General features: G+C 72.1%; 9 protein-coding genes and 7 tRNA genes. 11 read left to right on the top strand and 5 right to left on the bottom strand.

All coding sequences use genetic code 11. From position 1 onward, the window contains the following. Nucleotides 1–57 precede the first annotated feature (57 nt). Nucleotides 58–1,509 (top strand): phospholipase D-like domain-containing protein, encoded by a 1,452-nt coding sequence (locus ACSHT8_RS06260; protein ID WP_436498572.1) that lies wholly within the window; start codon nucleotides 58–60, stop codon nucleotides 1,507–1,509. A gap of 1 nt (nucleotide 1,510) precedes the next feature. Here the strand turns inward: ACSHT8_RS06260 and ACSHT8_RS06255 are convergent, their stop codons facing one another. Further along, nucleotides 1,511–2,731, bottom strand: a complete 1,221-nt coding sequence (locus tag ACSHT8_RS06255) for a PP2C family protein-serine/threonine phosphatase (RefSeq protein ID WP_436498570.1) — start codon at nucleotides 2,729–2,731, stop codon at nucleotides 1,511–1,513. Between the two features lie 134 nt (nucleotides 2,732–2,865). Between ACSHT8_RS06255 and ACSHT8_RS06250 the strand changes: the two genes are divergently transcribed. The 8 genes from ACSHT8_RS06250 (at nucleotide 2,866) to ACSHT8_RS06215 (ending at nucleotide 5,227) form a co-directional block, all read left to right on the top strand. Beyond that, nucleotides 2,866–4,089 carry a serine hydrolase domain-containing protein gene (locus tag ACSHT8_RS06250; RefSeq protein ID WP_436502002.1) on the top strand — a complete coding sequence of 408 codons (1,224 nt, stop codon included), beginning with the start codon at nucleotides 2,866–2,868 and terminating at the stop codon, nucleotides 4,087–4,089. Nucleotides 4,090–4,370: 281 nt separating this feature from the next. Continuing rightward, nucleotides 4,371–4,439, top strand: a tRNA-Trp gene (locus ACSHT8_RS06245). Between the two features lie 134 nt (nucleotides 4,440–4,573). Further along, a tRNA-Tyr gene (locus ACSHT8_RS06240) sits at nucleotides 4,574–4,655 on the top strand. Nucleotides 4,656–4,728: 73 nt separating this feature from the next. Next, nucleotides 4,729–4,805 (top strand) — tRNA-Arg (locus ACSHT8_RS06235). Nucleotides 4,806–4,876: 71 nt separating this feature from the next. Beyond that, nucleotides 4,877–4,949 (top strand) — tRNA-Leu (locus tag ACSHT8_RS06230). Nucleotides 4,950–4,963: 14 nt separating this feature from the next. Next, nucleotides 4,964–5,038: transfer RNA gene (locus tag ACSHT8_RS06225), tRNA-Gln, on the top strand. An 11-nt stretch (nucleotides 5,039–5,049) separates the two neighbouring features. After that, nucleotides 5,050–5,123: transfer RNA gene (locus ACSHT8_RS06220), tRNA-Lys, on the top strand. A 32-nt stretch (nucleotides 5,124–5,155) separates the two neighbouring features. After that, nucleotides 5,156–5,227 (top strand) — tRNA-Asn (locus tag ACSHT8_RS06215). Between the two features lie 182 nt (nucleotides 5,228–5,409). Here the strand turns inward: ACSHT8_RS06215 and ACSHT8_RS06210 are convergent. After that, nucleotides 5,410–6,840, bottom strand: a complete 1,431-nt coding sequence (locus tag ACSHT8_RS06210; RefSeq protein ID WP_436498568.1) for a PLP-dependent aminotransferase family protein — start codon at nucleotides 6,838–6,840, stop codon at nucleotides 5,410–5,412. A gap of 82 nt (nucleotides 6,841–6,922) precedes the next feature. Between ACSHT8_RS06210 and ACSHT8_RS06205 the strand changes: the two genes are divergently transcribed. After that, nucleotides 6,923–7,762, top strand: a complete 840-nt coding sequence (locus tag ACSHT8_RS06205) for an EamA family transporter (protein ID WP_436498566.1) — start codon at nucleotides 6,923–6,925, stop codon at nucleotides 7,760–7,762. Between the two features lie 13 nt (nucleotides 7,763–7,775). Beyond that, nucleotides 7,776–8,606 carry an MBL fold metallo-hydrolase gene (locus ACSHT8_RS06200; RefSeq protein WP_436502001.1) on the top strand — a complete coding sequence of 277 codons (831 nt, stop codon included), beginning with the start codon at nucleotides 7,776–7,778 and terminating at the stop codon, nucleotides 8,604–8,606. A 10-nt stretch (nucleotides 8,607–8,616) separates the two neighbouring features. Here the strand turns inward: ACSHT8_RS06200 and ACSHT8_RS06195 are convergent, their stop codons facing one another. The 3 genes from ACSHT8_RS06195 to ACSHT8_RS06185 form a co-directional block, all read right to left on the bottom strand. After that, on the bottom strand, nucleotides 8,617–11,499 hold the full coding sequence (locus ACSHT8_RS06195) for an AAA family ATPase (RefSeq protein WP_436498564.1): 2,883 nt from the start codon (nucleotides 11,497–11,499) through the stop codon (nucleotides 8,617–8,619). A gap of 171 nt (nucleotides 11,500–11,670) precedes the next feature. Continuing rightward, the gene (locus ACSHT8_RS06190; protein WP_436498562.1) at nucleotides 11,671–11,892 is read right to left on the bottom strand and encodes a hypothetical protein; all 222 of its coding nucleotides are present in this window, start codon (nucleotides 11,890–11,892) and stop codon (nucleotides 11,671–11,673) included. Beyond that, nucleotides 11,885–14,842 carry a type 2 lanthipeptide synthetase LanM family protein gene (locus ACSHT8_RS06185; RefSeq protein ID WP_436498560.1) on the bottom strand — a complete coding sequence of 986 codons (2,958 nt, stop codon included), beginning with the start codon at nucleotides 14,840–14,842 and terminating at the stop codon, nucleotides 11,885–11,887. Before ACSHT8_RS06185 ends, ACSHT8_RS06190 begins: the two co-directional genes overlap by 8 nt. Nucleotides 14,843–14,867 lie beyond the last annotated feature (25 nt).

Raw genomic sequence — 14,867 nt, 5'->3', positions numbered from 1 at the left:
GTCAACTGGGCCTCGTCGAACAGAGCGATCTCCGGGGATCTGTAGTGGGATGGAGGAGTGAGTCTCCTGCGAAAGCTGATCGACAAAGTGGACGAGCGGCTGGGTGACGGCGTGGAGCACCTGTTGTGCGCCCACCACCAGCGGCGGCTGCGGCGGCTCGGCTGGTCGGAGGTGTTCGCCGCGGGCGCTCGGGGCAGGTTCAGCGAGCGGGCGCCGGTCCGGTCGGGCAATCGGATCGAAGTGTTGATCGACGGCGAGGAGGCCCTGGCCGGGATGCAGGCCGCGATCGAGCAGGCGAGGTCGCACGTGCACATCGCCAACTGGCACGCGAGCCCCGACTTTCGGCTGACCCGCACGCCCGGTGCGAGCACACTCGGCGGGTTGCTCGCCTCGGCCGCCGAACGGGTCGACGTCCGCCTCCTGCTCTGGGCGGGCCCACCGATGCCCATGTTCGAGCCGACCCGCAAGCAGGTGCGCGAGGTGCACGAGGGGTTCACCCGCGGCACAGCGGTTCGGTGCGTGCTCGACGCGCGGGAACGCACATTGCATTGCCACCACGAGAAAATCATCGTCGTGGACGACTCGACGGCGTTCGTCGGCGGCCTGGACTTCACCGCGCTGCAAGGGGACCGGCACGACAGCAGCGAGCACCCGGCGGACCGCCCGATCGGCTGGCACGACCTGGCCGTGCGGGTGGAAGGCCCGGTCGTGGCCGACGTCGCCGAACACTTCCGGCGGCGCTGGACCGAGGTGGCGGGGGAGGACCTGCCCGCGCCCAACCGCAGCTGCCCGGCCGGGACCAGCACGGCCCAGCTGCTGCGGACGATCCCGGACAAGACCTACGACTTCGCCCCGCGCGGCGACTTCACCGTCCTCGACGGCTACCTGCGGGCGCTGCGCTCCGCGCGCCGATTCGTCTACCTGGAGAACCAGTTCCTCTGGTCACCGGAGATCGCCGAGGTGCTGTTGGCCAAGCTGTGCGACCCGCCGGACGACCGCTTCCGCGTCGTGCTCCTGCTGCCCCGCAAGCCGAGCAACGGCGCGGACACCACACGGGGCCAACTCGGCAGACTCCTCGACGCCGACGACGGGAACCACCGGCTGCTGGCCACCACACTCACCGCCCACGACGGCGAGCAGTCCGCCCCGGTGTACGTCCACGCCAAACTCGCCATCGTCGACGACGAGTGGATGACCATCGGCTCGGCCAACCTCAACGAGCACTCGCTCTTCAACGACACCGAGGTCAACATCGCCACCGACGACGCGGACCTGATCCGGGCGACCCGGCTGCGCCTGTGGTCCGAACACCTCCAGCGCCCCGAGCGCGACCTCGCCGCCGACCCGGTCGACGTGATCGATCACCTGTGGCGACCGACAGCCACCGAACAAGCCGACCGGGAGACCCGAGACCTGACGCGAACCCACCGCCTCACCCTGCTGCCCGGTGTGTCCCGCCGGGCGGGCAGGCTGCAGGGCCCGTTGCGCGGTCTGCTGGTGGACGGCTGAGTCACTCCGGTGGTTGAACCGCTTCGCTGTGGCGGAGGACGAGCAGGGCGATGTCGTCGGCGGGCTTGGAGCCGACCATGGTGGCCATGAGCTGGGAGCAGACCGCGTTGGCGGTGTCGATGGTGGCGGCCTGTCTGAGTTGCGCCATGCGGTCCTCGATCGGTTCGTCACGGCGTTCGACGAGGCCGTCGGTGTAGAGGACGACCACGGACCCGGTCAGGTCGAAGGTATGGGCGCGGCGGCCGGTGATGGCCAGGCCGAACCCGATCGGCGGGTCGGGCTCGACCGGCACGAACCCAGCCGAACCGTCGGCGTCGACCAATAGCGGCGGGGGATGCCCGGCGACGCTGATGGTGGCGCGCCGCAGGCTCGGCTCGACGATCATGTAGGCGACGGTGGCCATCGCGTCGTGCTCGAAGTGGCTCGCCTTGCGGTCCAGCTTGCCCAGCACCTGCTCGGGCCGCTCGCACTCCAGGGCGTAGGCGCGCAGTGCGCTGCGCAGCCTGCCCATGACGACCGACGCGCCGAGTCCGCTGCCCGCGACGTCGCCGATCACCACGCCCAAGCGCCCGCCGGGCAGGTGGAACACGTCGTACCAGTCGCCGCCGAACCCGGTGCCGGAGCCGGGGACGTAGCGGGCGGCGAACTCCAGCCCGGCGACCTGCGGCAGGCGGCCGGGCAGCAGGCCCCGCTGCAGCGCGGCCACCGCCGCGCGGTCCGCGTTGGACAGTTGCAGGCGTACCGCCAGCGCCAGCCGGTCGGCCACGATCCCCAACAGTTCGGCGTCGTCGTCGGAGAACTGGCGCGAGGTGAACGACCCCACGTGCAGCACACCGATGACGTCGTCGCCGATCATCATCGGCACGCCGAGCAGGACCTTGACCTTCTTCATCCACAACAGCGGATTGACCACAGTGGTCGCGTCGATCCGGTCCAGCACGACCGGCTCCCGCGCGGCGGCGACCCGGCCCGCGAAACCCATCCCGACCGGCACCCGGACGCCCTGCCAGACCTCCTCCTCGATCCCTGCGGCCGCCTGCGCCACCAGTTCACCCGACTCGGGGTCGAGCAGCAGCACCGCGGCGGTGTTCACCTGGAACAGGTCGAGGACCTGGTCCAGCAGCTTCGCCAGGACGTCGTCGAGGTCCATGAACGTCAGGGTTACGTCCGTTACCGCCTCGAGCACCCGAACGCGGTCGTCAAGGTGCCGCTTTCTGATCACGGGGCCAGCGTAGCTCTACACCAGATGGCCTAGCGCGTATCGCGGGCGTATCGGAAACCGGATACGCCACGGCAACAGCCGTGCGTCTTCAGTGGAGGCATGACTGGTGCGTCGATCAGGAAAGGGTCGTGACCATGGGCTCGGTGCGCGGTATCGGCAGGCGGCGGCTGCTCGCGTGGGGCGGACTGACGGCCGCGGCGGCGCCGCTGGCGGGCACTCGACTCGGCCACGCGGAGCCGGGGAAGGGCCGGATCCCGCCGGATACCCGGCCTGGCGGGGTCTTCGACCGGTATGTGGCGGAGTTGGCCGCCCAGGGCGGTTTCTCCGGCGTGATCCTGCTGTCCCATCGTGGCCGGACCGTGCTGTCCCGCGCCTACGGCATGGCGGACAAGGAGAGGGGCGTCCGCAATCACGAAGGCACCGCGTTCAACCTCAGCTCGGCGGGCAAGCCGTTCGGCGCGGTGGCCATCCTGCAACTCGTGCAACAGGGCAAGGTGCTGCTCTCGGACACGGTGGGCACCTACCTGACGGGCTTCGCCAAGGAAATCGCCGAGCAGGTGACTGTCCACCACCTGCTGTCCGGCGCCTCCGGGCTGGACAACCCGGAGGTGGACGTGCAACGCGTCTTCCAGAGCCGGGAGGAGGTGCGCGCGTACTGCGAGGCGTGGGCCCGACGGGCGAGGCAGGTGGCCGCCCCCGGCACGCCCACCGACCACGCGGGCGCCGAGGTCGCCATCCCCGCGATGATCGTCGAGGCCGTGTCAGGCATGACGTACTGGGACTACGTCGAGGAGAACATCTTCAGGCGCGCCGGGATGACCGGCTCGGCGTTCTACACCAGGCCGCGGTGGCTCACCGACGAGCACATCGCGCACCCGTACATGCGGCTGGCAGACGGCAGCCTGGTGGACGCGGTCCGCAACCTGGATCTCAGCAGCCCGGACCCGTGGACTCCCGGCAAGAACCCGGGCCGCGACTTCATCGATCCCCCAGGGGACGGCGGCTTCACCACCGCGCCGGACCTGGTCCGGTTCGCGCACGCGCTGCGTGACGGCACCCTGCTGGAGCGGCCCTACGCCGATGTCCTCACCGCGCCCAGGACACCTCTCGGGCCTGCCCCAGGCGGGTTGGCGTCGTCGGTCACCACGTCGTTCGGCGCGTACCACCTGCCGGTCCACATCACCGGCGGCCAGTGGGTGTACGACCGCGCGGGCGCCAACCCGGGAATCGCCGCCGGCTGGAGCATCTACCCGGACACCGACTGGGTCGGTGTCATGCTCAGCAACGCCGACGGTCTCCCGCTGGGGGAGATTCTTCAGCGGCAGGAGCAGGCCATCGTGGGTCCATGGAATTCGTGACGCGATAAACAATTGACCGGCGCCGTTATCGCGGGCATGATGGTAATCAACACCGACGAGGGAGTGGCAATGACGAGCATGTGGAAGCGGGGAGCTGAGCGTCGCTATGACGCGACGGTCGCCGACGCCTGCTCGTGGTCGTCGAATCTCGGCCAGCGCCTGCTTCGCAGGTCAGGCTCCCCACCGTGACGTGACTTCGTCATGACAGGGAGCCGCCCATCGGGAAACCGATCAGGGCGGCTCTCGCTATTTCGCGCACCCGAATTAGTGCGTGAATCCGAGTCGGCGAGCTCCGGGAGCGGCGCGGTCTCCAAAACCGCGACCCGGGGGTTCGACACCTCCCGCCGATGCTTTTCCACGCCCATTTTCGATGGCGCGCGTGTTCTTTTGACAACTCCACAGCGGAACAGACATAGCTACTCGCCCGCCTTGTATGGCGGGCGAGCCCCCGGTCCGGTGCCGCGATGGCGACACCGGGCCACCTGGTGGAGACGGGCTGAGGAGCCCAACCCGGCTGTAACCCGGGCGCCCGCGCGGCACTGGTGGTTCGACTCCACCCTCCACCACAGCGCCGCGGACAAGGGTGCCCGCGGCGCGTCGGCGTTCGTCGTGAACTTGGCGGACCCCGACCGCACGCAATGCCCTATAGCTCAGGTGGACAGAGCGCCCCGCTACGAACGGGGAGGTCCCAGGTTCGAGTCCTGGTAGGGCAGCCAAACTAGCCAGACAGCCCAATGGCGAAGGCACCGCGCCTCCGCGAATCCCACCGGGTTCGAGTCCCGGGAACGCCCTTGTAGCCCAACGGAAGAGGCACCGCGCTCAGAACGCGGCCAGTGCGGGTTCGACTCCCGCTGAGGGCACGAGCACCACACCATCCCGGTTGGTGTAATCGGCAGCACGACGGCCTTTGGATCCGTCAGCCCAGGTTCGAACCCTGGACCGGGAGCCACCCTGCTCCACGGGTCGCTAGCTCAGTTGGTCAGAGCAGTCGCCTCTTAAGCGACGGGTCCAGGGTTCGAGTCCCTGGCGGCCCACGTCCCTGTGGCCCGCGCACAGGAACACTTAATCCCTTGAGGTGCAACAGGTTGCACGCCCGGCTGTTACCCGGGAGGACCAGGTTCGAGTCCTGGCAGGGGAGCTACGGCCTACGTCACGACGGTCGTGGGGCGGCCTGCAACGCCGCCGATACCGGGTTCGACTCCCGGGTAGGTCTCGATCCTGTTCCGCTGTGGAGTCCGTGGTGCTGGAGACGGTCGCGTTGGCCGGAGCCGGTGTCGGCGCGCTGCCCGGGCACGCCGCCGATCCCATGTGCGCCGGGTGCTACGCGCGATCCGAGCCGCCATGACCCGCTGACCTTGCGAGAGTGCGGATCCCCTCGCGGATCTGGGACTCGCTGACGTTGCCGAAGCCGAGTACGAGCGCGGGTGGGCGAGGCTCGGTCTCCATTCCCGGGAACCGGTAGTGCGCGAGTCCGTTGACGCGCACGCCCATGGCCGCCGCGGTGGTCACGACGGTGTGCTCGGATGTCCCGTCGGGCAAGCGGAGCAGGGCGTGGCAGCCGGCCGCCAGTCCGTGCAACCGGCCCGGCCCAAAGGCGTGTTCGACCTCGACCGCCAGCACATCCCGGCGTGCGCGGTAGATCTCCCGCATGCGCCGCAGGTGGCGGTCGTAGCGACCCGATTCCATGAGCAGCGCCAACGCTTCCTGGTCCAGCGCGGGGGTGCCGCGGGAGCTGAGCCGCTGCTCCTCGACGATCCCCGGCACGAACCGCGGCGGCGCGAGCACCCAACCCAGCCGCATCGCGGGCGTGAGCGTCTTGCTGACCGACCCCAGCGCGATCACCCTTCCGGGGTTCAGGCCCTGCAGCGAGCCCACCGGCTGCCGGTCGTAGCGGAACTCGGCGTCGTAGTCGTCCTCGAGGATCACCCCGTCCACCTCGTCCGCCCAGGCGATGAGGTCTCGTCGCCGGGTCGGGCCGAGCGCGACCCCGGTCGGACACTGGTGGGCCGGTGTCAGCAGCACCGCCCGTGCCCCGCTCGCGTGCAGGCGGTCCACGTCGAGACCGCCGTCGTCGACGGGGACCGGCACGGGGTCCAGGCAGGCGCGGCGGGCGATGAGGTCGTGCTCGCGGGGGCCGGGGTCCTCCAGCGCGATGCGTCGGATGCCGTGCTGTGCCAGTGTCGCGAGGGTGAAGGCCAGCCCCTGCCGGAAGCCCGAGACGACGACGGCGTCCTCGGCGACCGCGCACCCCGACCGGACGCGGCGGTGGTAGGCGGTCACGACCTCCCGCAGGTGCGGCGAACCGGCCGGGTCCGCGTCGCCCAGTTCCGCGGTCGGGAGGGCTCGCGTCGCCTCCGACACCGCCCAGCTCCAGTCGGTCAGGGGTGCCGAGCCGAGATCGGGGATGCCGTACTCGAAGTCGGCCACGATCGGCCGGGACGGCGAGGAGGCCACGCCGGGCGCTCGCAGGGTGAGCCCGCCCGGGATCGCCGCGACCCGTGTCCCAGAACCGACCGTGGACTCGACGTACCCCTCGGCCAGCAACTGCTCGTAGGCGTCGACGACCGTGCTTCGGGACACGCCGAGCAGGTCGGCCAGGCGCCGGGTGGACGGCAGGCGTTCACCCGCGCCGAGCCGTCGGTCGCGGATCGCCGTCCGCAGCTGGTCCTGGAGCTGGATGCCGAGCGGTCCGGCGCCGCGGTCCAGCGCCACCAGCAGGTCGGGTCCGCCGCGTGCCCAGTCCACCGCCATGCCACCAGTACACCAAATGGTCTGCTCCGCAGGTCCGCCAGTGGACCTACCGGCCGGACCGCTTCGGTCGCAAGCTCGACGCATGAACCTCGGAATCCTCCTGGCACTCGCGTCGGCCCTCGCGTACGGCGCGGCGGACTTCATCGGCGGGGTCGGCTCGCGCAGGCACTCGTCTTGGCAGGTCGTCCTGGTCGGGCAGACCGGTGGCGCGCTCGTCATGCTCGCGGCGGGCCTGCTGTTGCCGGGGAGCCCGGCCCCACCGGACTTCGCCTGGGCGCTGCTGGCGGGCGTCGGCTCGGCGACCGGCAGCATCTTCCTGTTCCGCGGGCTGGCCCGCGGCCGGATGGGTCTGGTGGCGCCGATCTCGGCGGTCGGCGCCGCGGTCCTGCCCGTGCTGGTCGGCGTGGCACTCGGCGAGCGGCCTGGCTGGCTGGTCTGGATCGGCGTGCTCGCCGCGCTTCCGGGGATCTGGCTGGTCTCCCGCGAGACGACGTCGGACCGCCCGGCGCGCACGCGGGAAGCGCTGCTCGACGGCGCCGTCGCGGGCCTGGGCTTCGGGGTCCTCTTCATCGCACTCGCCCAGGTCTCCGCCGACGCGGGCCTGCTGCCGCTCGCCGCCAACCAGGCGGTCGGCGCGATCCTGACCATCGCCGCCGCCACGAGCCTCGGACAACCGTGGCGGCCGCGCGCGGGTGTCGTCGGGTGGGGGAGCGCCTCCGGTGTGCTCGGCGCCCTGGGCACCCTCGCGTTCATGGTCGCCACCGGAGTGACGAGCCTCGGCGTCGCCGGAGTCCTCGCCTCGCTCTACCCGGCGGTCACGGTGCTGCTCGCGGCGGGCGTGCTCGGCGAGCGGATCGGCGCGAGGCAGCGAACAGGCATCGGCACCTGCACGCTCGCGGTTGCCGCCATGGCTCTCGGCTGAGAAGGAGACTTCCATGTTGACGCAGGTTGCTGAAGGTGTGCTGGTCCACCAGAGCGAGTTGCTTCGGAACAACACCGCTGTCGTGCTAGGCCCGGCAGGGGTGCTGCTGGTGGACGCCGGGATCACGGGCGACGAAATGGCCTGCCTGGCCAACGATCTTCGGGAGTCGGGCCTGCCCGTCGTGGCGGGTTTCTCGACGCACCCGGATTGGGACCACGTGCTCTGGCATCCCGAACTCGGTGAAGCGCCCCGGTACGGCACCGCCCGCTGTGCTGCCGCCATGCGAGACCTGCTGGCTAACGCCGACTGGAAGTCCCGCGTCGCCGAGGGATTGCCGCCGGAGATCGCCGAGGAGACACCGCTGGACCTGTTCGGCCGCATCACAGGGCTTCCCGTCGGAGCCACCCGGATTCCCTGGGAGGGTCCCGAAATCCGCGTCATCGAGCACCCGGCGCACTCCCCAGGCCACGCTGCACTGCTGATCGAAGGACGCAGGGTCCTCGTCGCGGGCGACATGCTCTCCGACCTGTTCGTCCCAATGCTCGACGACGCGACCGGCACCAACGACCCGATCGAGGATTACCTAGTCGGCCTGCGACTGTTCGAAGACGTCGCGGACAAGGTCGACATCGTGATCCCGGGCCATGGATCCGTCGGCAGAGCTGATCAGGTGCGCGCACGGATCAATCAGGACCGCGCGTACCTCCACGCCCTGCGCGACGGCGAAGTCCCCGACGACCAGCGGATCTCCTCACCCGAGCCCGGGTGGGAATGGGTGAGCGACATCCACGAAGGTCAAAGACTGCGCTTCGCCCCGGGCAGCGCGCGCGACACGGCGCGGTGAGATGTGTCCGTCACAGGGGTACGGTGGTCGATCCGTACCTGCTCAGCGCGACGCGGTTCGGTTCGCCGGTCTTGGCGATCAGGCTGGAGACGTGCTTCTCCACCGTGCGCGGCGACAGGTGCAGCTGGTCGGCGATCTCGCGGTTGCCGAGCCGGTTGACCAGCAGGCGCAGGACCTCGAACTCGCGGACGGTCACTCCGGCCGTGCGCAGCACCTGGGGCACCTCGTCGGTGCCCTCGCGGCGCTGGCCGACGACAGCGCCGCCCTTGCGCAGCAGTGCGCGGCAGGCGCCCGCGACGGTGGCGGCTTCGGTGCGGTGGAAGTGTTCCTCGGCCACACGCAGCCAGTCCAGGGGAGTGCCCCAGCCCGCTTCCAGGGCGGCGGGGGCGACCAGGCGCAGGCCGAGGTGGCGGGCCATCGCGTACGGCGCGCCCAAGGCCATGGCCTTGGCGACCGCCTCGGCGGCCTCGTCGGCATGGCCAGATTGTCCCAATAGGACGGACTTGGCGTACTCGGCGAACATCCGGTCCCAGCGCAGTCTGCTGGCCGGAGCCGAGGTGACGACGTCGAACTCGGCGCGGTCGAGGTCGCCGGAGATGGCTCGCAGCAACAGGTCCACGCCGTAGCGGCCTGCGAAGTGGAACGTCGTCGGGTTCTGCTTCTCGGCGCGCAGTGCCGCCGCGCACTCGGCGCGGGCGCGGTCGTGGTCCTCCTCCATCAGCGCGCAGAACGTGCCCGCCAGGCCGTGGATGCGCGGGGCGTGCTGGGCGTTGTCGCCACCCCAGCGGCGCAGTTCGGCGAGTTCGGCGTCCATTTCGGCGCGGCGGCCGCGGTGGCCGTTGAGCACGGTCCGGTGCAGGAACATGTACTGGGTCGTCTCGACCAGCTTGAGCCGCGTGGTGGCCGCGAGCACCTGCGCGGTCAGGCGGTCGGCCTCGGCGAAGTCGCCGCGCAGGACCAGCTGCATGGCGATGTTGACCTCGGCCTGGTAGCGGGCGGTCACCGCGCCGATCCGGGAAGCCTGGTCGCGGGCCATCTCCAGCCGGTCGATGGCGCCGTCGCGCAGCGCGTCGTCGTGGCCGAGCCGGACCAGGGCGTGCACCTCCCAGATCGGCAGGTTGCGTTCGACGGCGATGGCCCGGCTGCGTTCCAGCAGCGCGGTTGCCTCGGCGGGGTCGCGCTGGCGGGTCAGGGCGCCGAGCAGCTGCCACGCCTGGCAGGCGACCGCGGGCAGGTCGGTGGACTCGGCGACGACCGCGGCCCGACGCGCCATATCCTCGGCTTTGCCGAGCTGGTCGGGACCGGGCACGTCGAGTTCAAGGTGCGCGGCGACGACGTCGATCGGCGCGGTGTCGACCGGCGCGGCGGCCGGGCCCAGCAGCGAGCGCGCGGCGGCGACCAGGCGCAGCCCGGCGTCGGCGCGGCCGGCGTGCACCGCCACCCAGGCCAGGCGGGTGTTCAGCCGCGCGCGTCGGCGCGGGTCGAGGCCCCCGGCCTCTTCGAGCATGTCGACCATCGCCAGCGCGCGGTCGACCCCACCCACCTCGGCCAGCGCGTAGAGCTGGGCCTCCATCGCGTCGGCGCGGTCGCCGGTGTCGGGCGCGAGCAGCTCACACGCCTTGGCCAGCAGCGCGACCGCGGACTGGGCGGCGCCCTGTGTCAGCGCGCGCTTGCCCGCGACCGCCCACAGCCTGCCCGCCTCCAGCGGCCTGCCGGCGTCGAGCTTCAGCGCGGCGGAGAACTGGCACCACTCGCCCGGCAGTCCCGGATACACGGCCTCGACCGCGTCGGCCACCCGCCCGGACAACTCGGCTCGCTCCACCGGCGACAGCAAGGTCAGCACGGCTTCGACGATCAGGGCGTGCTGGAAGGCATACCAGTCCGGGACCTGGTCGTCCGGTGCGACCAGGTGCGCGGCCTGGTCGCCGCGCAGGTGGCTTAGCAGGTCGCGGTAGGTCAGCCTGGTCACCGCCTGCAGCACCGCCAGCGGGAAGCGGCGGCCGAGGATCGCGCTGGTCAGCAGCACCTCGCGGGCGGCGGGCTCCAAGGCGTCGACGCGGGCCGCGACCGTGCGCAGCAGCGTCGACGGCGGGTTGGGCCGCTCGGACTCGGTGACCTGCCAGCCGTCCGCGCCGCGCGCCAGCAGGCCGCTGTCGATCATCCCGTTGAGCATCTCCTCGACGCGGAACGGGTTGCCGCCGCTGCCCGCCCACAGCAGGCCGTCGACCGGGTCGGGCACCTCGTCGGCGGCCACGCCCAGGCGGGAGCCCGCCATCCGCCGCAGGTCCGCGCGGCCGAGGCGGCCCAGTTCCAGCATCGTGGCCGTGCCGCGGGCGTTGGCCGCCCTGGCGAGGCTGAGCGCCTGGCCCTGGTCGGCGCGGATGGTGCCGAGCAGCACCGTGCGCTGGTCGGCGAGGTTGTCGATGAGGTAGTCGACGACGGCCAGCGTCTCCAGGTCGGCGTCCTGCAGGTCGTCGAGGATCATCAGGCAGCCGCGGTCGCCGCCCGCGAGCGCGGTCAGCCGCAGCACCGCCTCGGCCAGGATGACCAGCGAGCCGGTCTCCCGGTCGGCCGTCGCCGGGCCGAGGTCGGGGATGAGCCCCGCCAGGATCGGGCGGTACGGGCCGAGTGCGTCGAAGTCGATGGTGCCGCCCGCCCGCAGCAGCGAGAGCAGGGCCTCGGTCAGCGACCGGTAGGGCACCATCGGGCCGAGCGCGCTGCCCCGGCCGCGCAGCAGGCGCATGTCCGTGCCGAAGCCGAGATCGGCCGCCGCGGCGGCCAGTCGGGTCTTGCCGATACCGCTCTCGCCGACGAGGAACAGGGCTCCGCCGCGGCCCGCACGGGCCGCGGTGAGCGCGCTCTCGATCGCCTGGAGCTCATCGTCACGACCCACGATGCGAGACGACCGATTAACCACGAGGAGTGACAGTAGCCGGGCCCCAGTTGCGCGGTCTATCCACCAAACGGCCGGCCGAATAGGCGTGATGGCCCCGGAGTGATGCCGGAGACCATCACGCATCCGGTCTAGGGGTCATCCCCTAGCCTGCGCCGAACGAGTGATCGACTACTCAGGGTCCTCGGGACAGCACGTGGTGCTCGTCGGCCAGATGCCCGACAGGGCGGCCGGGTCGTCGAACGCGCCCGCGAGCGCACCCGCCGACGCCGCGCCCGCGGTGATCACCAGACCCGCCAGTGCCGCGGCGCGCACGCCGAAGGTCACCGCGGGCAACAGCCGCCGGTAGCCCGCTCTGGCTTCCTCACCGAGGTTTCGGTCGCTGTCACCCATGTGTTCTCTCCCTTTGATCAACTGACATTTCTTCCCTGTGCACCGCGGACTGGAGTAGCAGGACCGAGGGAACCCGGTCCGCGAACCCCAGCCGCAGCAGGCCATATCCGATCCCGGTGACGCCGCTGAGCAGGCCGGGCGTGCTCACCCCGCCCGGCGTTCCGCTCAGCGGGCCATAGCGGTCGAGCGCGTCGAGCAGGATGGCGGTGCGCGCGCGGAGGACCGACACGGGGCAGGTGCCCGCGTCGACCAGCACGGTGAGGGCCTCGGCGACGCCGAACTCGCCATGGCACAGGCTCAGGTCCCGCACCACCGGCCGTCCGGTCCCGGCGACGAGCGGGATCGTGGTGGCGGGCAGGCGTTGCCGGTCGCCGCCGGTCCGATCCAGGACGCTGTTGCCCGCGAGCGCGCCGACGGCGATCCCGGCCGCGCCGGAGCACCAGCCCAGCCGCCACGCCCGGTCGCCGGGCGCCGCCGCCACCTTCGCCGCGGTCACGGCCGCGGCGGCGACCCGGGACGCCGCCGGGTCGGCGACCTCGACATACCGCGACAGCGCCCACGCCATCCCCGCCGCGCCGTCGGCGAAGCCGGGCACCAGCGTGTCCTCGGCCTGCTCGACGTGGCTCGCGACGACCTCGGCGGCGGCGGCCGCGGCCCGGAGGGAGCGCCCGCCGCCGAGTTCGGCGTCGGCGGCGAGGAGCGCGGCGAGGCAGCCCGCGGTGCCGGTGTCCCAGCCGTGCGGGCCGGTGGGCCCGATCGTCAGCGCGGCCAGGTCGACCGCCTGCTCCGCCCACCGGCGGACCTCGGCGTCGTCCAGCAGGTTCGACAGGCGGGCCAGGGCGTAGGCGATGCCGCCGAGCCCGTGTTGGCCGCCGCCGCCGATGGCGTGCACGAGCTCAGGGGCGCTCATGATCGTGGCGAACAGGTGCGGGACGGCGCCGATGGCCTCCCTGGCGGCTTCCCGGTAGCGGGTGATGCCGCTGGTGTCCGCGAGCTGCGCGAGGAACAGGGCGACGCCCAGGTACCCGTTGGCCAGTCCCGCGCCCATCGGCAGCACGAGCCACTGCCGGTCGTCGACGAGTTCGAGGTTGAGCCAGTTCACCCGGCCGCCGCCCGCGTGGCTCGCGGCCACGAGCTGGTCGCCCAGACCGCACGCGGCCACGAGCAGCCGCTCGGGATCGGCCGCGGTGCCCGGCAGCGGACCCGCGATCGGGGCCTGACTGTGGTGGTCGAGCACCGGGCGGCGGGTGGCGAGGGTGGCCGAGACGATCCACGCCTGGTCCCGGCGGTCGGCCTCGGCCATCGCGGCGATCTTGTCCAGCGCGCAGTCCAGACCAGGCCGATCGATGAGACCGTCCAACGCGGTGCCGTCCGTGCCGCGGACGATGGTCGAGTCCGGTCGCGCGGCGAAGATCGGCACGTCACCGGCCCACAGGTCCGTGCGTTCGCGGGCGGCGAGTTCGGGCTGGTCGGCGAGGGCGTCGAGCATCCGGTCGCGGTCGCGGGCGTCGCGCAGCATGGCGGGATCGGCCGACTCGGTGAGCAGCGCGGCGTAGCCGCGGGTCGGCCGGAACACCACCCGGATCTCCAGGTCGGCACACTCGCGCAGCAGCCCGGTGTAATCCTCGCGGTGGCGTAGGACGGCGTCGTAGGCGGCGCGAAAACCGGCGAGCAGCGCGGCCTCGTGGTCGACGGGGTCGAGTTCGCGGCCCGCGTACCGGGGGCGGTTGGACCCGCCGGTGAACCTGGGCGGGCGGTGCACCGGGCGCATCCGGTCGGTGCCCGCGTCCGCCCAGCCGACCGACGCGCCCGACGACACCGCGCCGCGGTCGCCGCCGAGCCCCGAGATGTCGACCGCGCCGTGCTCGCCGACGGCGATCATCGGCAGCAGCGCCGTCCGGTAGACCGAGTCGGACAGCGTGGCCGCCGCCGGGTCTCCGGCGTAGGCGGGCGCGGGGAGCTGGGGGTGGAGCAGGGTCTCGACGTCCACCAACACCGGCTGGTCGCCGCAGGCGATCACGTTCTCGTAGTGCATGTCCGAGGCGTGCAGCAGGTGCAGCAGCATCAGCAGCGCGCCCTGCCTGCGGTAGAAGCGATCCGCGGCGGCGAGGTCGTCCAGTGGCGCGGCGGCGATGTGCTCGATCCACCCGTGGTCCGGGCCCGCCACCACCGCGGGCGCGCGCAGGTCCAGGCCGGGCACGTGCCGGTTCATGGTCGTGATGAACGTGCCCAGCGCGACGTGGGTGCCTACATCGCGGGGCCGGTAGATCACCTCGCGGCCGTCGGCGAATACCAGCGCGGCGACAGCGCGGCCCCGGCGATGCGGGTCGCCGAGCCGGGGACGCAGGCCGGTGACCGGCCCGGGGTCGACCCCGCCGAGCAGGTCCCGCACGATCCGGGCGCGGTCCGCGGCGAAGTGGCCGAGCAGTTCGACGCACGCGTCGGCCGACATGGCGCACGACTGCGCGAGCACTCGGGCGAGCACGGGGTACTCGGTGAACAGCGCCGCTCGTCCGGCGGGGGAGTCGACCTGGCTGACGAAGTCCGCGAACCGCCTGCCGCCGTCGGCTCCGGTGAGCAGACCCTGTTCGGCGTGGCGGTTCAGCGTGGCGACCAGCGCCCGGCTCGCCAAGCCGACGAGATGGCCGTCGAGCCAGTCGGCGAACGCCTGCCCGACCGCTTCGAGATCGACGTCCGCCGAGGTGACGGTTCGGGCCATGACCTGGTCACGCGCGGCGTTGACCAGCGGACGGAAGGGGAGCGCGAAGGCCTGCTTCCACTGAGCGGGAACGGGTCCACCGCCCGCCTGGCACACGGCGCGTTCGATCGCCCCGACCCAGCCGGGGCGGGGTTCGGCGTGCTCGCCGCGGGCGAGCGCGGGCAGCCACCAGTTCGGGTGCAAGAGGTCGGCCGACCCCGGCGCGCACCGTTCGGCCGCCTGTCTGATCACACGGTGGACCCTGGCACGGGTGCGC

Source organism: Actinokineospora sp. HUAS TT18 (assembly GCF_051364635.1).
Classification (GTDB): Bacteria; Actinomycetota; Actinomycetes; order Mycobacteriales; family Pseudonocardiaceae; genus Actinokineospora.
This window is presented reverse-complemented; position numbering and strand designations above follow the sequence as displayed.